At 67.4% G+C, this 20662-nt stretch carries 12 protein-coding genes and 3 pseudogenes; 4 read left to right on the top strand and 11 right to left on the bottom strand.

What is annotated here, in order from left to right; genetic code table 11:
- Positions 1-73: 73 nt before the first annotated feature.
- Complete coding sequence (locus FLG15_RS01735) at positions 74-1588, top strand: efflux transporter outer membrane subunit (RefSeq protein WP_150145434.1); 1515 nt, start codon at positions 74-76, stop codon at positions 1586-1588.
- A gap of 123 nt (positions 1589-1711) precedes the next feature.
- On the opposite strand, the gene FLG15_RS01730 is transcribed toward FLG15_RS01735, so the two are convergent.
- Together FLG15_RS01730 and FLG15_RS01725 are read right to left on the bottom strand one after the other, a co-directional pair.
- Positions 1712-2143 carry a VirK family protein gene (locus FLG15_RS01730; protein WP_017156537.1) on the bottom strand — a complete coding sequence of 144 codons (432 nt, stop codon included), beginning with the start codon at positions 2141-2143 and terminating at the stop codon, positions 1712-1714.
- 227 nt (positions 2144-2370) lie between these two features.
- Positions 2371-3780: an FAD/NAD(P)-binding protein gene (locus FLG15_RS01725; RefSeq protein ID WP_039567344.1), complete on the bottom strand. Its 1410-nt coding sequence runs from the start codon at positions 3778-3780 to the stop codon at positions 2371-2373.
- Between the two features lie 245 nt (positions 3781-4025).
- On the opposite strand from FLG15_RS01725, the pseudogene FLG15_RS01720 reads away from it, so the two are divergent.
- Both FLG15_RS01720 and FLG15_RS01715 read left to right on the top strand, forming a co-directional pair.
- Positions 4026-4148 (top strand): annotated as a pseudogene (locus FLG15_RS01720) (ExbD/TolR family protein); the annotation flags it as partial.
- 134 nt (positions 4149-4282) lie between these two features.
- Positions 4283-4651 (top strand): annotated as a pseudogene (locus tag FLG15_RS01715) (SDR family NAD(P)-dependent oxidoreductase); the annotation flags it as partial.
- Here FLG15_RS01715 and FLG15_RS23295 read toward each other — a convergent pair.
- From FLG15_RS23295 to glgA, 8 genes and pseudogenes are all read right to left on the bottom strand, one after another.
- A pseudogene (locus FLG15_RS23295) lies at positions 4650-4892 on the bottom strand (Rossmann-fold NAD(P)-binding domain-containing protein); the annotation flags it as partial. The pseudogenes FLG15_RS01715 and FLG15_RS23295 overlap by 2 nt on opposite strands.
- A gap of 16 nt (positions 4893-4908) precedes the next feature.
- Entirely contained in the window at positions 4909-7071 is a 2163-nt protein-coding gene (gene glgX / locus FLG15_RS01710) for a glycogen debranching protein GlgX (protein WP_017158899.1), read from the bottom strand.
- A 117-nt stretch (positions 7072-7188) separates the two neighbouring features.
- The gene (locus tag FLG15_RS01705; RefSeq protein ID WP_008575499.1) at positions 7189-7374 is read right to left on the bottom strand and encodes a DUF2934 domain-containing protein; all 186 of its coding nucleotides are present in this window, start codon (positions 7372-7374) and stop codon (positions 7189-7191) included.
- Between the two features lie 21 nt (positions 7375-7395).
- Positions 7396-10005 (bottom strand): malto-oligosyltrehalose synthase, encoded by a 2610-nt coding sequence (gene treY, locus FLG15_RS01700; protein ID WP_150145432.1) that lies wholly within the window; start codon positions 10003-10005, stop codon positions 7396-7398.
- The gene (locus tag FLG15_RS01695) at positions 10002-11951 is read right to left on the bottom strand and encodes a 4-alpha-glucanotransferase (RefSeq protein ID WP_057677642.1); all 1950 of its coding nucleotides are present in this window, start codon (positions 11949-11951) and stop codon (positions 10002-10004) included. The genes treY and FLG15_RS01695 overlap by 4 nt, the downstream gene beginning before the upstream one ends.
- A complete protein-coding gene (treZ, locus tag FLG15_RS01690) occupies positions 11948-13705 on the bottom strand; it encodes a malto-oligosyltrehalose trehalohydrolase (RefSeq protein WP_057677641.1) in 1758 nt (585 codons plus the stop codon). Before treZ ends, FLG15_RS01695 begins: the two co-directional genes overlap by 4 nt.
- A gap of 2 nt (positions 13706-13707) precedes the next feature.
- On the bottom strand, positions 13708-15939 hold the full coding sequence (locus tag FLG15_RS01685) for a 1,4-alpha-glucan branching enzyme (protein WP_057677640.1): 2232 nt from the start codon (positions 15937-15939) through the stop codon (positions 13708-13710).
- Positions 15936-17519, bottom strand: coding sequence for a glycogen synthase GlgA (gene glgA, locus FLG15_RS01680; RefSeq protein WP_150145431.1), 1584 nt, complete (start codon positions 17517-17519; stop codon positions 15936-15938). The genes FLG15_RS01685 and glgA overlap by 4 nt, the downstream gene beginning before the upstream one ends.
- Positions 17520-18006: 487 nt before the next feature.
- Between glgA and FLG15_RS01675 the strand changes: the two genes are divergently transcribed.
- Positions 18007-19635, top strand: a complete 1629-nt coding sequence (locus FLG15_RS01675; protein WP_057677638.1) for a GGDEF domain-containing protein — start codon at positions 18007-18009, stop codon at positions 19633-19635.
- Between the two features lie 85 nt (positions 19636-19720).
- Here the strand turns inward: FLG15_RS01675 and FLG15_RS01670 are convergent, their stop codons facing one another.
- On the bottom strand, positions 19721-20662 hold the full coding sequence (locus tag FLG15_RS01670; RefSeq protein ID WP_150145429.1) for a DUF808 domain-containing protein: 942 nt from the start codon (positions 20660-20662) through the stop codon (positions 19721-19723).

Here is a 20662-nt window from a genome sequence, read left to right as displayed (position 1 = left end):
CGCCGTCGTGTGCGACTTACAAAAGTGACTATTTCGTACTATAGTCACTCACCATCCGTCACTCGGCCCCGCCATGTCGTCACTCCGCACCCTCGCAGCGCTCGTTGCCGCCAGCCTCGTCACAGGCTGCGCGGTTGGTCCCGACTACGCCCGGCCGGAAGCGCCACTGCCGGACCGCTATATCGGCCAGGCAGACATCACACAGCGCCAGGCCGCAGTGCCCACCAACCTGCCGACCTGGTGGGACGGCTTCAACGATCCGGACCTGAGCCGCTACGTCAACGCGGCGCTGGCGCAAAACCTGGACCTGGCCCAAGCCGGGGCGCGCGTTGCCCAGGCGCGCGCCGGGCTGAGTGCCGCCACCGCCGCGCTGCTGCCGGCCGGCAACATCAGCGGCAGCGCCACGCGCGCCTACCAGTCGCTGGAAACACCGCTGGGCCAGGTGCTCGACAGCACCCCCAGCTTCGATCGCTACGCCAGCATCTACGAAGCCAACCTGGGTGCCAGCTGGGAGCTGGACCTGTTCGGGGGGCTGCGCCGCGGCCGCCAGGCGGCCTTGGCCGACTACCAGGCCACCGAAGCAGGTGCTGCCGCCACCCGTCTGGCAGTTGCCGCGCAGACCGCCGATATCTACATCAGCGTCCGCGGCTTGCAGGCGCGACTGGACGTGGCCCGGCGCCAGGTGACCACCCAGCAGGGCCTGCTCTCGATGGTGACGCTGCTGCACGGCAAGGGCCTGGCCGCCGAACTGCAACTGCAGCAGGCCCAGGGCGCGCTCGCGCAGGCGCAAGCCGGCGTGCCGCCTCTGGAAGCAGGCCTGGCTGCGGCAATGAACGCGCTGGACGTGATGCTTGGCGTGCCGCCCGGCACGCACCGCACCGAGCTGTCGGCGACCAGACCCATTCCGCCGGCCCCGCAGATCGCCGACAGCGGTACCCCCGGCGACTTGTTACGGCGCCGGCCCGACCTGATCGTGGCCGAGCGCCGGCTGGCCGCCTCCAACGCGCGCATCGGCGTGGCGATGGCCGAGTACTACCCCAAATTTTCGCTCAGCGGCCTGCTTGGCAGCGCCACGGCCATCTCCGGTGCGAACCTGTTTACCAGCGACGCCGCGCAATCGACCGGCGTGCTCGGCCTGCGCTGGCGGCTGTTCGACTTCGGCCGCATCAATGCGCAGATCGCGCAGGCCAAGGGCCAGCAAGCCGAACAACTGGCGGCCTACCGCCTGGCGGTGCTGCGCGCAACCGAAGACGTCGAAAATGCGTTCACCGCACTGATCAAACGCGAGCAGCAAGCAGCGGTGCTGACGCAGGGCGTGGATGCACTCGGCAAGGCGCGCAGCGCCTCTGCGCTGGCCTACGAAAAAGGGACCGTCAGCCTGATCGAAGTGCTCAATGCCGATGACAGCCTGCTACGCGCCTCCGACGCGCAGGCGCAGGCGCGCACCGAGGCTGCGCGCAGTGCGGTTGCGACCTTCAAGGCGCTGGGCGGCGGTTGGCAGGTCGGCCGTGCGGGTGAGGGTGAAGGTCCAATTGCTGTCGCCGTGGACAGCAACCGGCGCCACGACGACACGACAGCACCCGAGTGAATGACGCGCCACGCCGACGTTGATGGCGTCTGCGCAGGTCGCACCCACTGCTGCCGATGTTGCGGGGTGCACGCAACCGCAAGCGCTGGCCAACCGCCTCAGCGGATGGCTTGCCAGCCGTGCTCAATCGGCATGGAAGCGCACACCTGCATTGATCTTGCACTGATATGCCAACACCGGCCCGCGTTGCTGCAGTCCCGGCAAGTCGTACATGTAGGTGGTGAAGCGCAGCGTGTCATCCGGGCGCAATTGGTAGCGCATGAATTGCTGGATCGGCTTGCCGTCGTTGGCCACGGTGAAATGCGCATCGGAAAAGGCCAGGGTGCCGTCTGCGGTGATGCGATAGGCATCGATGTGGCGGCCGCCGCGGGTCTGGGTGGCCGGCGTGCCTTCTTCGGGCGTGCACCGTGCAAGGTCGGTGCTCACACTGACGTCGTAGCCGGCGTCCAGGGCAGCGACAACTTCGGCACGGTTATTCAGCGATTCGGTGGCCAGCGCAGGCAATGCACACGCGCACAGCGTGGCGAACAGCGCGGCAGGAACAAGACGTGGCATGGTGGACTCCAGGCAGAGAGGGATGCGATGGCTCGGGCGTGCATGCGCCCAGGACCGCCAACATGCCCCAGTTCGGCCTACGTGCGCGCGCGACACTACGCATCGCGCGGCATGAGTGCGCTTGCCGGCGGACGCCGCGCACAGATCCAGATGTCGGCCATCACGGCGCACGCGCAGGCGGCGCGATACGCGGTCGAGATCGTCAAGGATCTCGTCAATTGCCACACCTACAAACGCGCATTGACCTCGCGCGGCACGTGCTCGGGCGTGGGCTGTAATGCTGGCGTTGCGCCCAGCAACAAGCGGTCGGCCAATGCGCGCGTGGCCACGCGCAGCTCGGGCACGGCGGTGATTTCCCAGTAACGCCCCCGCAAAAGTGGCCCGACGCAATACAGTCCCGGCACGATCTGACCGGCGCTATCGCGCACACGCAGTTGCGCATCGGTGTCCACGCCCAGGCCCAAGGGATCGGCACGCAACAGACCGGCTTCGCGCATGCCGGCGATCAAGGGATCGCTGGTGCGATCGATGTCGGTATCCAGTCCGGTGGCGCGAATCACTGCATCGTAATGACCGGTCTGCGCGTCGGCAGCACCACGCGGGCGGATCACCGCCTCCACGCCATCTGGCACCCAGCGCGCCCGCAGCAAGCGCGCAGAGACGATCTGCAACTGGCCCGATGCCTGCAGTTGCGCCAGCTGTTCGGCCGCACCGGGCGCCACGCGATGGCGCGCCACTTCCCAGTACGGGCGCAGATGGCGCAAAAAGCGTGCACGCTGGGGAAGTTCCAGGCGCTGCCACAGCGGCTGCAAATGCGGGCGCAGCGCATCCACCACGCGACGCCAATCGTCGACCACCGCACTGAGCTGACGCACCCCGCGCAGCAGGCCGCGCAGGTCGGCGTCCTTGAGCGCACGCTGCAGATGCGGCGGCAATTCCAATGCAGCGCCGGGCTGGCGCAGATGCGCCTGCGGTGCCAGCCCGCGCCGCGAAATCGCCAGCAGGCGGCCGCGATGACCGCGCGTGTGCAAGGTCAGCGCCACGTCCACCATGGTCAACCCGGTACCGACGATCAACACATCGTCGTCTGGCGACAACCGCGCCAACGCATCGCCCTGCCACGGCCACCCGATGTAACGTGGATGCACGCTCAAGCGCGGGCCGATACCCGCCAGCGCCTGCGGTTGCAGTGCGCCCACCGCCAGCACCACGCGATCGCTCTGGAAGGCATCGCCATTGGCCAGAAACACACGAAACCCCTTGCGCACGCGCTCCACCGCCACCGCTTCCTGCGATAACCGCATGACCGACGCCTGCGCACTGCTCACTGCTGCATCCAGTTCGCTGCGCAGATAGTCGCCGTACGCCAGCCGCGGCAGGAATTCCAGCCGGCCGCTCTCGCCCAGGTGCAAGGTATCGGCAAAAGCGCCGGGCGCCTGTGCGTCGATACCCAGGTCCTTGGCACGCACGTTGAGCAGATGCTCTGGCCGCGCTGCGCCGTAGGCGATCCCGCTGCCGAAGGTGTCGGCCACGCCGACCAGGGTGATACGCACCTGCGCATCGGCCGTCTGCGCCAGCGCACGGACCAGCGCGGTGCCGCAGAAGCCGGCGCCGATCACGGTGATATGGGTTTCCATGTGCAAATCCCGCTGAATGACTCGCACGTTTTGCCCGCAGCGCGCCGCCGATGTGTAAACGTTTGGTTAGCGCCGAGCAAGCAAAAACGCATGAGCTGATCGCCGGCAGTGATGAGGCACGCGGGGCATGCAACGCCGATCGCACATGGCAGCGACATGACAGCGGTCGCCACCGTTCGCGGTGATGATGCGCGCGTTTGCGCATGCCTGTTTTCTGCAGCGCTGCGCAATGCGGTGCGTGACCAATCGAGGTGGATCTGCCGCAAGCCACCAACCAACCGCGCGTACCACTCGAGCCGCCTGCACCGGTCGCATTGCGGCTGGATGCCGACGGACAGCTGTTCTGGAACGCCAGCCCGGTGACGTTGCTCTGGTCGAGCCAGACCTACAGGTGCGGGGCGTACACAACTATTTTATGGAAGGTGCCGACGTCAGCGATATACGCAGCGGCGGTGCATTACCTGGCTGTCTGATAATGCTGGTTTCCAATGGAGCGCCCGCCATGCCGACCCCCGCAATACGCCCGCAACGTGTCCTGATCGCCGGCGGCAGCCGTGGCATTGGCCTGGCGATCGCAGAAGGCTTCGTGCGTGGTGGCGCACATGTTTCGATTTGCGCGCGCAACGCCGCCGGTCTTGCTCAGGCTGCAGACGCACTGGCAGCGCATGGCACCCCGGTGCACACGCTGGCCTGCGACCTGGCAGACGCCGCCCAGATCGATGCCTATGTACAGGCCGCCGCGCAGGCATTGGGTGGCCTGGACGTGGTGATCAACAACGCCTCCGGCTTCGGACATGGCAACGACGATGCAAGCTGGCAGGCCGGCCTGGATGTCGACCTGATGGCCGCGGTGCGCTGCAACCGCGCCGCGCCTCGCGCGAGCCGGCCTGTTTCATCGTGCTTCCCAACGCACAGATGGCCGCTTCCATGCGCGGTGCCGTCCAGTGCTCGAGCCGTTCGAAGTCGATCACCTGGTTGCGCAGCTTGGGATGGATCTGCGCCAGCGGCCGCCGCGTGATCGCGACCACGCCGGTGCAACGCGTATCGCCCAGCAATTGCTGCAGCACGTGCTTGCCGACCAGGCCGGTCGCCCCTGCCAACAAGACATCCATCAGGCCACCCTCGCCATCAGCGCGCGCCTTCGGAGACGATCCGCGCACTGCTGACGATGCGATCGCGCTCCACCGCCAGCAGCGTCAGCGAATGCGCCGGGGCCTTCCATTCGCTGCCACCGGCCACCACGCGCCCACCGTGGCGTGCGGTGTCCACCAGCACGCGCCAATGTTCGTCGTGCATGGCCGGCAGCGTGAACGACACAGCGGTGGAGGCGGCATTGATCAGCATCAGCAAGGTCACGTTGGCGGCAATCTCGCGCAGGCCTGTGGTCGGCGAGCGGCCATCCAGGCGCAGCATCAGCGCGCGCGCTTCCGGGTCGTGCCAGCCGGCTTCATCCATCTCGGTGCCATTGGGCGCCAGCCAGGTCAGATCCTTCAGGCCCAGCGCTTCGTCGAACTTGCCGTCGAAGAAACGCGCGCGATGCAGCAACGGGTAGCGCTGCCGGATGCGGATCAATCGGCGCACGAATGCGGCCTGGTCGGCGGCTGCGGCCTTGGTGGCGGCAGTCCAGTCGATCCAGGTCAACTCGTTGTCCTGGCAATACGCATTGTTGTTGCCGTTCTGGCTATGGCCGAACTCATCTCCGGCCAGCAACATCGGCGTGCCCTGCGACAACAGCAAGGTGGCGAGCAGGTTGCGCATCTGCTGGCGACGCAGCTGCTTGATGGCCGGATCGTTGGTCTCGCCTTCCACGCCATAGTTGGAGGAGATGTTGTGGTCGCTGCCGTCCCGGCCGTCTTCGCCGTTGGCGAGGTTGTGCTTGCCTTCGTAGCTGACCAGATCGCGCAGGGTAAAGCCGTCGTGCGCCGTGACGAAATTGACCGAAGCGGTGGGGCGGCGGCCGCTGTGATTGAACAGGTCCGCAGAGCCGGTGAGGCGCGTGGCCAACTCGGCCAGCTGGCCGCCGTCGCCGCGCCAGAACGCGCGCACGTTGTCGCGGAACTTGTCGTTCCATTCCACCCAACCGGGCGGGAAGTTACCCACCTGATAGCCACCGGGTCCGATATCCCACGGCTCGGCGATCAGCTTGGTCTGGCTGAGCACCGGGTCCTGGCGCACCGCATCCAGGAAACTGCCGGATGGATCGAAGCCATAGCGTTCGCGGCCCAGGATGCTGGCCAGATCGAAACGGAAGCCGTCCACGTGCATTTCCTGCACCCAGTAACGCAGCGAATCCATCACCATGCGCAGCGCGCCGACGTTGGTGAGGTCGAAGGTGTTACCGGTGCCGGTGTCGTTGATGTAGAAGCGACGATCGTCGGCCAGGCGATAATAACTGGCGTTGTCGATGCCCTTGAACGAGAGCGTGGGCCCGAGCTCGTTGCCTTCGGCGGTGTGGTTGTAGACCACGTCCAGCAGCACTTCCAGGCCGGCGTGATGCAGGCGCGCCACCATCTGCTTGAACTCGGCCACGGTGCGCGTGGACATGTAGCGCGCCTGCGGCGCAAAAAAGCCCAGCGTGTTGTAGCCCCAGTAATTGCGCAGGCCTTTTTCCAGCAGGTATTGATCGTCGACGAACGCATGCACGGGGAGCAATTCCACGGCGGTGACGCCGAGCGAGCTGATGTGGTCGATCAATTCGTCGGTCTTCAGCGCCGAAAAGGTGCCGCGCTCTTCCGGCGGCACCGCCGGGTGCAGCATGCTCAGCCCGCGCACGTGCGCTTCATAGATCACCGTACGGTTCCACGGCGTCTGCGGCGGGCGGTCCTGGCCCCAGGTGAAGGCCGGGTCGATCACGGCGGACTTGGGCATGAACGCGGCGCTGTCGCGGCGGTCGAAGCTCAGGTCCTTGTCGCGATGACCGATGGTGTAGCCGAACAGGTGCGGCGCCCATTTGAGTTCGCCAACGATCTGCTTGGCATACGGGTCCAGCAGCAACTTGTTGTGGTTGAAGCGGTGCCCGGCATCGGGCGCATATGGCCCATGCACGCGGTAGCCGTACAACTGGCCGGGCCGTGCGTCGGGCAGATAACCGTGCCAGACCTCGTCGGTGTATTCCGGGAGCGCAATGCGCTCCTGTTCGCGGCCACGATCGTCGAACAGGCACAGCTCCACCCGGGTGGCGTTGCGCGAATACAGCGCGAAGTTGACGCCCAACCCATCCCAGGTGGCGCCGAGCGGGTTGGGACGGCCTTCGCGAATGCGCGAGCGCTGGGTGAACTTGCGAGTGGCCATCGGTGACTCCTTAGAACGGTGAACGCAAACGGTGCGCGATTTTGCACTGGCGGAGCGATCCGTCGCACATGGGCCGGCCCGCAGCAGGCCGACCCATGCACGCTGCCAGACACGCCGTTACTGGCGTGCAGCGATCGGTGTGGCCGCGTATTCGGCGGCCTGTTCGGCGGCGCGCTCTTCGGCCTCCACCAGCCGCTCGGCCATGGCCCAATGGCGGTCCGCGTGCCCGTCCGGGCGGCCCTCCGCCTCCCAAATTTCCCGTGCCAACTGGGCAAGCCGCGCCTGCCGTTCCATGTCATTCATTGCGTACGTTTCTCTCGGGGGTCAATTGTCTTGGGACAGCAACACTGCCACCGGCGCACGTGCAAACAGCGTGGATAGCGCCACACGGCCGCGCTGCGGCTGCAGCGTGCTGCCGTCGAGCACATTACGGTATGTGCCCTCGCCCAATGCCAACGACGCCTGACCCCAGGCGGCAGGCGCCACCAGCAACGGCAGATCGCCCTCGCCCTCAACCCCGGCGCCCAGCCGCGTAACGGCCACCACCAGCGACTGACCGCGGTATTGGCGACGGAATGCCAGCACCTGCGCATCGCCGCTGACCGCCACATTCAGCGGCTGATAGTCGCCCTTCGCAAACAGCGCTGGAAATTCGCCGCGCAACTGCAGCAACAGCGCCGTCAGGCGTGCCTTGACCGCGCCATCGCGCCAGCTGCGCAGCAACCCGGTGAAGTCGCGCGCCTGCTGCAGCCACTGCTGGCGCTGGGCGTAATCCACCGGACGGCGGTTGTCCGGATCCACCAGCGACAGATCCCAGCCTTCGGTACCCTGGTACAGGTCGGGCACGCCGGGCACGGTCAGGCGCAAGGTGGTTTGCACCAGGCTGTTGCGCGCGCCCGCGGCAGCGATGTGGTTGCTGGCGCGCAGCAGCGCGCGCCGCAACGGCAGCCCGGCGCGGCTGCACAGCACCTGCTCCACGGTGGCCTGCACGGCTTGCTCATAGGCCGGCGAGCCGTCGGTCCAGCTGGTGTGCAGCTTGGCTTCGCGCACCGCCTTGAGCAGCCACTGCGCGATGCGCTCGGCGTAGCCGGCAAGTGGCTCGGTCTGGTCGGCGCCCAGGCCGATCGGCCACGCCGCCACCAGGGTTTGCCATAGCATCTGCTGGTCGCCGCCAGCCAGGGCCGGCGATTGGAGCGCGTCGGCCAGCGCATCGAACTGGGCGCTCTGCTCGATCCACCAGCGCGGTTGCTCGGACAACACCGCCAACCGCATGCGCAGGTCTTCGCCACGCTTGTGGTCGTGGGTGGCGGTGGCCAGCAACGCGCGTGGGTAGTGCTTGGCACGCTCGAGATTCTGCGCGTGGAACTCGGCCGCGTCGTTGGCGAAATGGGTGGGATGGCTGCCGACCTCGTTGCGCGACAGCAGCACGCCATGCCGGTAGAACGCGGTGTCTTCCACCGACTTGGCATTGAGCGGTGCGGACAGCTGCTCCACGCGACGACGCAGGATGCGCCGCAAGGCGATCTGCGCCCGGACTGCGCCGGCATCGTCGAGCAACCAGCGCTCGATCGCATCCACGGCCGCCACGATCGATTCCGGCATCCCCTCGCGCGCCTTTGCCGCGGTGGCGCGCAAACGCTCCGCTTCGCTGCCGGTGATGCCCTTGGCGCCGGCATAGGTGCGATACACCGGGAACCAGCGCAGCAGCACGCACAAGCCGCGCGCCAGCATCTGCGGGCTGAACTCGCGCGTGGGCGGATCCAGCCGCGCCAACGCCGACAAGGCACCCACGGCGCGATTGAATTCGCTCTGCAGCGGGCCACGCAGGATCTCGTCGCGGGCGGTGCGTTCTTCCTGCGCAAAATCGCCACTGCGTCCGCTCAGCTTCTGCCAGGCACGCGCCAATGGCTTGAAGCCGGCCGCGTCGTGCAGCAGCCCGCCCACCTGGTCCATGAAGTCGTAACCGGTGGTACCATCGCACGGCCAATCGGCGGGCAGGTACTCGCCCGGTGCGAGGATCTTTTCCAGGTACAGGCCCAGCGTGCCGGGCTTGAGCCCACGCGTGCGGCCGGCCGCATCCAGCCGGCTGCGCAGCTTGCGCACATAGCCGGTGGGGTCGGTCAGCCCGTCCACGTGGTCGATGCGCAAGCCGTCCAGATGGCCTTCGGCCACCAGCCGCAGCGGCAACGCGTGCACCGCGTCGAACACCGCCGGCAATTCCACCCGCAAGGCCACCAGCGAGGTGATATCGAAGAAGCGGCGGTAGTTGAGCATGTCGTTGCCCACGCGCCACCAGTTCAGGCGATACGGTTGGCGTTCGATCAACTTGTGCAGGCGGCCATCGCCACGCTTGGCGCCGTCGTTGTAGTCGCGCAGCCACTGCGCACGTGCGCCCTTTTCGGGGATGTCCAGCGTCTGCGGACGAATCGGATAACGCTGGTCGTAATGCGCCAAGGCGGCGCTGCCGTCGTCTTCGATCACCAGCGTGATCAGGCCTTCGGCCAGCGCTGTCGCATACGGGCGATCCAGCACCGCCAGCCACAGCTTGCCGTCGCGCCCGGGCGCGCGCCAATCGATGTCGAACCAGTCGGCGTGCTTGGCGCTGCGGCCGTTGCGCAGCACATCCCACCACCACGCGTTCTGCGCATGCGTGGCCATGTGGTTGGGCACGATGTCGGCGATCAGACCCATGCCGTGTTCGCGCGCGGCCTGCGAGAGCGCCACCAAGGCCTCTTCGCCGCCGAGTTCGGGATTGACCACGGTCGGGTCGATATTGTCGTAGCCGTGCGTGGAGCCCGGCACGGCCGTGCCGATCGGCGACAGGTACAGGTGACTGATGCCCAGGCCTGCGTAGTACGGCACCTGCGCGATCGCATCGTGCAGGGTGAAGCCGGCATGCAGCTGCAGGCGGGCGGTGGCGCGAAGATCGATCATGGATGCGGTTCCGAAACGGCCGCGACGCGACGCGCCTCGGCAAAGCCGTGCAGCGCCGAATTCAGGCGCGCATGCGGCAAGGGATCGGGCAGGCGTCGACGCCAGTTGGGATGCACTTCGACGGTGCCCGGCAGGTTGGGTTGTTCGTCCAGGGCCAGCGCGTCTTCCACCGGCAACAAGGCCAGCGGCGAGACACTGGTGGCGGTGAAGCGCAATGCGCCCAGTAGCGGGTCGCGCGCACTGCTCAGGCCGGCAAGTTCGACAGCGGCATCCAGCCGTGCCACATCCTTGTTGCGCGCGGCGGCATCATCGCTGGCCTGCGCGGGCTGGATCAATTCCAGTTTGCGCCGCCATTCGATATCGCGGCCGGCGCGCCAGCCGGTGAGCGTGGGCAGGTCGTGCGTGGTGGTGGTGGCGATCGCGTCCGGCCGCCACAGCGCCGGCGAAACGAATGCGCCATCGTCGTTGCGGGTGAACATCAACACATCGATGCCCATCACTCCACGCCGCGAAAGTTCTTCGCGGATACCTGGCGGAACCACGCCCAGATCCTCGCCGATGACGATCGCCCGGTGCCGCCACGATTCCAGCGCCAGCAGGTTGAGCAGATCGTGCAACGGGTAGGTCAGATACGCACCTTCATTGGAGCTGGCGCCATCGGGGACCACCCATAGCCGCATCAGGCCCAGGATGTGATCGATGCGGATGCCGCCGCGGTCGCGCAGCACTGCGCGCAGCAGCGCGATGTACGGCGCGTAGCCGCTGCGCCGCAGCGCGGTGGGCGAATACGCACCGATGCCCCAATGCTGACCATCGGCATTGAAGGCATCCGGCGGCGCGCCCAGTACCAGGCCGCGCAATACGGTGTCGGCGGCGGCGGCGGCTTCGGCGCCGTTGGGGTCGAAGCCCACCGCCAGGTCGGCAATCAAGCCGATCTTCATCCCGCGCTCGTGCGCCTCGCGTTGCGCATCGGACCAGCTGCGCGCTGCCAGCCATTGCGTGAACACATGCAGCTGCGGATCGTTGTCGCCGAAATCCTGCGCGGCAAAGCGTGCAAAGCCCTCCAGCGCTGCGCCGCCGGCGTTGCGGAAGGCGACCAGATCGGCATGATCGGGGGACACGCGCGTATACAACTGGCGCAGCAATTCCCACTTGGCGTGCGCCGAGGCCTGCCAATCGATCAGTGCAGCGTTGTGCAAGCCATCGAAACATTCGCGCAGGCCGGGCACCGCGCTGATTGCATCCAGCGCCAGTTCGCCCAGGATGCGCACCGGCGCGGCGTGCAAGGGATCGAGAAAGCGCCGGTCGCTGGGCGAATACGGGCTGTAACCGCCGCTCACCGGGCGCGCGGCGTGCACCGGACTCAATGCCAGGGCGTCGGCGCCGGCCAGGGCCGCGTGCCGCAACCATTCCACCGTGCCGGCGGCATCGCCGATACCGCCGTCATCCAGGCTGCGTGCCGAATACACCTGCAGTGCCATGCCCCACGCACGCGGCGATGGTTGGCCGCAGGCATCGGCCACGCTGAAGCAACGTGGCGGCGCCACGGCCACCTGCTGGGTGAGCGCGCCGATCTGCAGCGTCCAGTAACCGAACTGCTGCGGTGCGCACAGGCGCCCTTGCGCATCGGCGCGTGCGTCTTCGCTGGCGCCGCTGTCGTCGCTCCAGCGGCCACTGGCGTGTGCCGCCACGCGCAACGGCAGCGGCTGGCCCACCTGCACCGTCAACAGCGGCGCCGGTTCACTGGCCTGCGCCTGGCAGCGGCGCAGGCTGTCGGCGCGTTGCGCCGCGGTGGCGGCCGGCAATTCCAATGCGGTGAGCACCGCATGCACCGATTGCTCGGAGACCTGCCGCGGCTGGTCGCTGGCATCCACCCAATCCACCATCACCCCAGCCGCGGCGGCCAGGGTGCCCAGGTCGTCCCCGCCCGCATCGCGCGCACTCATGCCTGCGCCTCGTGCCAGGCGATGAAGCCGTCGACCGGTAATTGCTGCGCATCGGCAGCGACGTTTTCGACATGCGCCACGCGTCCGCGCAGCGGCGGCAACGGCACCGGCTGGGTGCCGACATTGAAGGCGATATGCCACAGCCCGCCCGGCAGCTCCCAGGTGGCGGTCACCGCGCCATCGGCAAGCACGCTGGCACGCACGGCGTGCGCCTGCGCCAGGCCCGGCACCAGCCACTGACGCCGCACGTCCAGCAGCGCTGTAAACCAGCTTGCCCACTGCGCGCCTTCGCCATGCGCGGCATCGGCGATCGGCGCACGCGATGCCGCGAACGTGGCATGGCTGTTCGGATCGGGAATGGTGGCGCGCTGGGCTTCATCGGCAAACGCGGCGAAGTGGGCGAACTCCTTGCGGCGGCCTTCGCGCACCGCCTCGTCCAACGGCGGGCCGAAGTCGGTGAAGAATAGGAACGGTTGCCTGGCGCCCCACGGTTCGCCCATGAAAAACAGCGGAATCATCGGCGTCAATGCGGTCAGCGCCAACGCCGCGCGCAGGCGCTGCGGCGACACCAGCACGCTCAGCCGCTCGCCACGCGCGCGGTTGCCGATCTGGTCGTGATTCTGCGCAAACACCACAAATTTATGCGGCGGCAGCGCACCGCTGGGCTCGCCGCGCACATGTCCGCGCGGATCCGGCTCGCCCTGGTAGGCGAACCCTTCGCCCAGCACGCGCGCCAGGTGCTCGGTCGGCTTGTCGGCGAACGCCGCGTAATAGCCTTCCTCTTCGCCGGTGAGCAGCACATGCAGTGCGTTATGGAAGTCGTCGTCCCACTGCGCGGTATAGCCGCGCTGCAGTTGCGAGGCCTGGTTGGCCTCGTTTTCCAGCACCAGGTGCACATGCCGCCCGGCCGGCAGGCTGGCCTCGATTGTCTCGCGCAAGGTATCCAGGAACGCATTGGGCGATATCGCATGCACCGCATCCAGGCGCAGGCCGTCGAACCCGTATTCGTGCAGCCACATCAGCGCGTTATCGAGGAAATAGCGCTGCACCGGTGGCTTGCGGAAATCGATCGCCGCGCCCCACGGGGTGGGCTTGTCCTCGTTGAAGAACGGCGCGGCATAGCTGTGCAGGTAATTGCCGTCCGGGCCGAAGTGGTTGTAGACCACATCCAGCAACACCATCAGGCCATGCCCGTGCGCGGCATCGATCAGCGCCTTCAGTTCGTCGGGGGTGCCATAGGCTTCCACCGGTGCATACGGCAACACGCCGTCGTAGCCCCAGTTGTGCGCGCCGGGAAACGCGCTCAACGGCATCAGTTCGATGGCGGTGATGCCCATTGCCGCAAGCTGCGGCAGTTGCGCCTGCACACCGGCATAGCCGCCGCAGGTGCCGACATGCAATTCGTAGATCACTGCCTCGTCCCACGGCCGCCCCTGCCACTGGGTGTGTTGCCAGGTATAGCCGTCGGTTGGCTGTACCGCGCTGGGGCCGTGCACGCCTTCGGGCTGCCAGCGCGAGGCCGGGTCCGGGACCGGCTCGCCGCCATCGACGCTGTAGCGGTAACGCGCATCGGCAGCGCAGCCGATGAGGGCGCTGAAAAAGCCGTCCTGTCCGGCCTGCAGCGCGCTGCGCACGCCGTTGTCGAAGACCACGTCCACGTTCTTGGCTGTCGGAGCCCAGAGCGCAAAGCGCACCTGTCCCTCACCCGCCGGCCAGGCGCCCCAGGCCGGTGTGATTGCATTGCGCTGGTTCATCGTTATTTCTCCGCTTGCAGATAGATCGTGGCCAGCGGCGGTAGGGTCAGGCGCAGACGTTGCGCATGCCCATGCATGCCCACCGGCTCGGTCGCCAGGCGACCGCTGTTGCCGAGGTTGCTGCCACCGTAATGGGCACTGTCGGTGTTGAGGATTTCGCGCCAGAGGCCGGCACGCGGCACCCCCACGTGATAGTCGTGATGCGGTTGCGGGGTGAGGTTGCTCACTGCCAGCAACGGTGCGCCGCCGGCAGGATCGTGGCGGACGAACGCCAGCACGCTGTTGCGCGCATCGTCGGCCACGCTCCAGTCGAAGCCGTCGGCGCGATGGCTGCTGCGATACAGCGCCGGCGTGCGGCGCAACGCGGCGTTGAGATCGCCTACCAGGTGCTGCATGCCACGATGGCGCGCGCCGTCCAGCAGGTGCCAATCCAGGGACTGGTCGTGATTCCAGTCGGCCCACTGGCCGAACTCGGCGCCCATGAACAGCAGCTTGTCGCCCGGGTGCGCCCACATCAGCGCCAGGTAGGCGCGCAGGTTGGCGAAGCGGCGCCAGTCATCGCCCGGCATCTGCCCGAGCAGGCCACCGGTGCCGTGCACCACTTCATCGTGCGAGAGCGGCAACACGAAGCGTTCGTCGAAGGCGTACACCAGCCCGAAGGTGAGCTGGCTATGGTGCTGCGCACGTTCGGCCGGATCGCGCTGCATGTAGCCCAGCGTGTCGTGCATCCAGCCCATGTTCCATTTGTGCGTGAAGCCCAGGCCGCCATCGCTGATCGCAGCAGTCACGCCCGGCCAGGCGGTGGATTCTTCGGCAATGGTGAGCACGCCGGGGAACTGCGTGGCGATTTCGCGGTTGAGCTGGCGCAGGAACGCCACCGCCTCCAGGTTCTCGCGGCCGCCCTGCGCGTTGGGCACCCACTCGCCTTCGGCACGGCCGTAGTCGCGATACAGCATCGAGGCCACCGCATCCACGCGCAGGCCGTCGAGGTGGTAGTGGTCGATCCACTCCAGCGCGCTGCCGAGCAGGTAAGCGGTCACTTCCGGCCGGCCGTAGTTGTAGATCAGCGTATTCCAGTCGCGATGCATGCCTTCGCGCGGGTCGGCATGCTCGTACAGTGCGGCGCCGTCAAACTGCGCCAGCCCGTGTGCGTCATCGGGGAAGTGCGCGCTGACCCAATCCAGGATCACGCCGATCCCGGCGCGGTGGCAGGCATCGACGAACTGCGCAAAGCCGTCCGGGCTGCCATGGCGCGCGGTGGGCGCATACAGGCCCAGCGGCTGATAGCCCCAGGACCCGCCGAACGGGTGTTCGGTGATCGGCAGCAATTCGATATGGGTGAAGCCGAGCTGCTGCACGTAAGGAATCAGCTGCTCGGCCAGGGTCGGCCAGTCCAGCGGCTGGTTGTGCCCGTCGCGGCGCCAGGAGGCGGCATGCACCTCGTAGATCGACAGCGGCGCGGGCACCGCGCCGGGGTCTCGGCTGGCCATCCAGGCCGCATCGGTCCAGGCGAATGTGGTGGCGCTGGGCACCACCGAGGCGGTTGCCGGTGGCAATTCGGTCTGCCGCGCCACCGGGTCGGCCTTGAGCAGCACCCGCCCATCGGCTGCGGTGACGGCATATTTGTAGCGGGCGCCGGCGTCCACGCGCGGCAGGAAGAGTTCCCAAAAGCCACCGATGCGATGCCGCATCGGATGCCGTCGCGTGTCCCAGCCGTTGAAGTCGCCGACCACCGCCACGCGTTGGGCATGCGGTGCCCACACCGCAAAGCGCACGCCCGGCACCTCGCCACAGTGAACATGCTGCGCGCCCAGCGCACGGCGCAAGGCCTGGCCATCGCCGGCAGCGATCTGCAGCAACAGCGATTCATCCAGCGTGGCCGCAAACGCGTACGGGTCTTCGACTTCCTGCACCCTGTCTGGCCACACGATGCGCAGCCGGTAGGGCCCATCGACCGCCAGGATGCCTTCGAAGACGCCATCGATGGCGCTGGCCTGCATGCGCGCAAGCAGCTTGCCGCGCGGGTCGATCAAGCCCATCGCCTCGGCGCCCGGGGCCAGCACGCGCACCTGACGGCGTCCATCGGCGAGCGGCTTCGGTCCAAGCACTGCAAAGGCATCGGCCGGCAGGCCGTCGGCCAGGGCTTGCAGGGTCTGCGACATTTCCGAGATCCCTTCCGTGGTCACGCCGTCTGCTTCCGTGCGCTGCTCCTGCCCGCCCTGCCGTTCGCTCATGACACCGTCGCGAGCGCGGGCGCGTTTGCCGCGGTGTGTTCGTAGAGCGACAGGTATTTCTTGCCTGCCACGTCCCAACCACTGGGACGCAGCATGGCTGCGCGCCGCATCGCAGACAGCAGGCTGGGCAGGCGGAAGGTGCGGAAGGCGCGCTCCAGGCAGCGGCGCAGGGCTTCGACGCTGGCATGCTGGAACAGGAAACCGGTCACGCCATCGTCCACGGTGTCGATCAGCCCGCCAGTCGCGTGCGCGATCGGCAGGCAGCCGAAACGCTGCGCATACATCTGGCTCAGGCCGCAGGGCTCGAAGCGCGAGGGCATCAGCAGGAAGTCGGCACCGGCGAACATGCGCCGGGCCAGGCCTTCCTCGAAGCCGATGAAGGCGCCTACCTGGCCGGGGTAGCGCCGGGTCAGCTCGGCCACCTGGCGTTCGATCTCCGGCTCGCCGCCGCCGATCACCGCGATCTGGCCGCCAGCGGCCACGATCTGCGGGGCCACCTCGCAAATCAGATCAAGGCCTTTCTGGTGCACCAACCGCGACACCACCGCAAACAGCGGGCCGGTACTTTCGCGCAGCCCGAACGCCTTGCGCACCTGCGCCGCGTTGTCCTGCCGGCCCTGCCATTGGTTCACGCTGAAGTGCGAATCCAGGTATTCGTCGGTGCGCGGGTCCCAGCTGGCGTCGATGCCGTTGACGATGCCGGTGAGCGCGCCCTTGGTGGCGCGACCGGCCAATAGCCGGTCCAGGCCGCAGCCCTGGGCCGGGCCGGTGATCTGCTTGGCGTAGCTGACGCTGACCGTGTTGACGTGGTCGGCATTGACGATGCCGCCGCGCAGGAACGACATCTGCCCGTAGAACTCCAGCTCGGCCACCCGCTCGGCGGGGATGCCCAGCGCGGCGGCCATCGAATAAGGCACCAGACCCTGGTAGGCCAGGTTATGGATGGTCAGCAAACACGGGGTAGTGCCGCCGGACCAACGCACATAGCCGGCCGCCAGCGCGCATGGCCAGTCGTTCAGATGCAGCAGGCGCGGCTTCCAACCCAAGCCGGCGTGGCCGGCGGCGATCTGCGCGGCGGCATGCGACAAGGTGGCAAAGCGGATCGCGTTGTCTTCGAACTCCGAACCGCTGGTGCTCACATAGGGCGAGCCGTCGCGTTCGAACAGTTCCTTGGACAGCAGGATGTAGATCGGCAGCCCGTCCGATTGCACGATGCGGCCGATGTCGCAGGCCGGCAGCGCGGCATGCGCCAACACGCGGCCCACGATCTCCACCTTGCCTGCGCGCTCGAGCACGGCACGGTAGCCGGGGATCAGCACGCGGACGTCGTAGCGATGGCGCAGCGCGCGCGGCAGCGCGGCCGCCACGTCGCCCAACCCGCCGGCCTTGATGAAGTCGGCCATTTCCGACACCACGAACAAGGCGCCGCGCGTATCTGCCAACGAAACCGGCAAGCGCTCGTGGTGACGAATGAAGCGGCCACGCGCATCGCGCGGGCGCCCACTCTTCTTCAGAGTCGGGAGCAGCGTACTGCGCTCTACGCGTGCGGTAGTGGCGTGAAGCGGCATCATGGCAACCATCTAAACGTCCGTCGTAATGTGGGTGGAGACGGAAAAACGGCGAAGCGAAAACCGCCGTCTGCCGATTCAGCCAGACGACTTGCTACGAGTGAGGAGCGTGGGCAACGCGCGGACTCCACGTCGCCCTTGCAGAGGAATCTACACCCCGACCAAATAAAATATGCGTGAACACGTGCTGACTTTTCTGCGACAGCCCACATTCCTTTACGCACAGTTGCGCATGCCGCAAGGCATAAGCGCCACATTGCAGTGCAATGACATCCCCGTATCGGTGCGTGTGCCGTGACATGCACCGAATACGGGAACGTTCGGCCGCGCTCGCCCTCATCTGGGTAACCGGTTCATCGACGCCTCACTTCGTTGATCGCGACCGCGCTTCGCGTTTGGCCTGCAGGCCGTCGGTGCGCGCTACGGCCCGGCTTGCTCAAGCGCCCCCGCTGCGCGCCGATATCGAGCGTTAGCACAAGACATTCCGAGACCCTGGCGCATGGCAGACCAGCCCGAACACCCAAGCCGCCCCCGTGGCGGGCTGCGCCGCCTGTTGCCCTGGGGCGGCACGGACACCGCACGCCCTGCCGCTGCCCTGCCGACGGTGATCAAGGGAGAGCGCAGCGGTCCTGGCATGGCCGCGCACCAGCTGGTGCCCGCCAAGGCCAAGTCCGGCGCACACGATCCGGCCGCTGCCACTGCATTGCTGATACGGCTGTTTTCGCATGCCGCGCATCCGGAGGCGCTGCTGCTCGCGTTCGCCGAAGGCATCGCCAGCCTGCATGGCGAGCTCGGCGACATGGGCGTGCGCCTGAGCGCGGCCTATGCGGCCGGCGACTGGCCCGGCTATGGCCGTGCCTTGCGCCAGCTCATCGACAAATACATCCGCACCATCGACATCGGCGATTCGCTGGCCGAAGGCCGCACGGAGGCCGAGCAGCTGCGCGACCTGCTGCGCCACGCGCTGGGCAATGCGCTGGCCACGCTGTTGCAACGCAGCCCGGAGCTGGCCGAAGAGGCGCAAACGCTGGCCTCGGCGCTGCGCCACTGGCGCCCCGGACACGAGCTGATCACGCTGGAACAACGCCTGCGCGAACTCAGCCACCAGATCGGCCTGCGCGCCGAAGATGCCAGCGAACAACAGAACCTCTTGTTGGGCTTGTTCGACCTATTGCTGGAGAACGTCGGCGAACTCCTCGACGATCGCAGCTGGTTGCAGGGCCAGATCTCGGTGGTGCGGCAACTGATTTCCGGCCCGCTGGACGTCGGTTCCATCGAACAGGCACGTGGCACCCTGCGCGAGGTGACCTACAAGCAGGGCCTGCTCAAGCAGGGCATCGCCGAATCCAAGACCGCCATGCGCGAAATGATGGTGTCCTTCGTCGACCGGCTGGACGGCATGGCCACCAGCACGGGCGAATACCACGACCGCGTGGCCGGGTATTCGCAGGCGATCGGCGAGGCGCGCGGCATTCCCGACCTCAACCGGCTGCTGCAGGATCTGCTGCAGGACACCGCCGGCGTGCAGGCGCAGGCCCTGGCGGCGCGCGACGAACTGCTCGCGGCGCGCCGGCAGGTGGAAGATTCCGAACAGCGCATCGCATCCCTCGAACAGGAGCTCAAGGACGTCGCCGGCCTGGTGCGCGAAGACCAGCTGACCGGCGCGCTCAACCGGCGCGGCTTCGAAGAACTGTTCCAGCGCGAGGCCGTGCGCACCCAGCGCAGTGGCCAGCCCTTGTGCGTGGCGATGCTGGACCTGGACGACTTCCGCCGCCTCAACGAGACCCACGGCCATGCCGGCGGCGACGCGGCGCTGCGCCACACCGTGGAGGTGGCCAAGGCGGTGTTGCGCACCACCGACGCCATCGCCCGCTTCGGCGGCGAGGAATTCGTCCTGCTGCTGCCGGACTCGACCATTTTCGAAGCCAGCGCGGCAGTGATCCGCCTGCAACGCGCCCTGTCGCAGCGCTCGCTGCTGCATGACGACGTGCGCGTGTTTATCAGCTTCAGCGCCGGCGTGGCGCTACGCGGAACCGACGAGACCCAGGACGAGGTCATCCGCCGCGCCGACCGCGCCATGTACGACGCCAAGGCGGCCGGCAAGAACCGGGTGATCAACGCGGATTAGCGGCGACCGGCCGCGAACGCCCGGCGTGCCCGAGCGGTCGCCGCGCAGTGATTCCCGTGCAGGCTTGTCTGGCGGCGCGCATGCATCAATGCGCGGGCTTGGTCCCGCGCAGCTTCTGAAACAGCATCACCGCGCCCAGCACGACGGCACCGGCGACCACGCCAACCAGCATGTTGCCCAGCGCTTCGACCAGCCAGCCCATGCCGCCGGCCGACTTGGCCAGATCCACTACCAGATGATGCAGCGCCGGGATGTTGTGCACCAGGATGCCGCCGCCGACCAGGAACATCGCCAGCGTGCCGGCCACCGACAGGAACTTCATCAACCACGGTGCCGCCACCAGGATGCCGCGACCCAGGGCCGCCAGCGCGGCGCCCTTCTTGGTCAGGTACAGGCCCAGGTCGTCCAGCTTCACGATCGCGGCGACCACGCCGTAGACGCCGATGGTCATCGCCAGCGCAATGGCCACCAGCACCGCCACCTGCTGCCCGAAGGACACCTCCGAGACCACGCCCAGCGAGAGCACGATGATCTCGGCCGAGAGGATGAAATCGGTGCGGATCGCGCCCTTCACCTTGTCCTTTTCCAACGCCACCACGTCCACGTTCTGGTCGGCCAGCGCGCGGGTGCGTTCGGCATGCCGCTGCGCTTCTTCTTCGTCGTTGTGCAGGAACTTGTGCGCCAGCTTTTCCACGCCCTCAAAGCACAGGTAGGCGCCACCGATCATCATCAGCGGCATCACCAACGGGACGTTGTAGCCGCGCCCGCGCAGCCAGGCTTCCAGCGCGCTGATCGCCAAGGCCGCCGGCACCAGGATCATCTTGTTGACCAGCGAGCCCTTGGCCACCGCCCACACCACCGGCAGTTCGCGGTCGGCAGTGACGCCGGTGACCTGCTGCGCGTTGAGCGCCAGATCGTCGCCCAGCACGCCTGCGGTCTTCTTGGCCGCAACCTTGGTCAGGATGGAAACGTCGTCCAGCAGCGTGGCGATGTCGTCGAGCAGGGTGAACAGGCTGGCACCGGCCAT

It is taken from the genome of Xanthomonas phaseoli pv. dieffenbachiae, assembly GCF_008639345.1.
Taxonomy (GTDB): Bacteria; Pseudomonadota; Gammaproteobacteria; order Xanthomonadales; family Xanthomonadaceae; genus Xanthomonas; species Xanthomonas phaseoli.
Note: the sequence above shows the minus strand (reverse complement) of the source record. Positions and strands in the feature narration are given on the sequence as shown.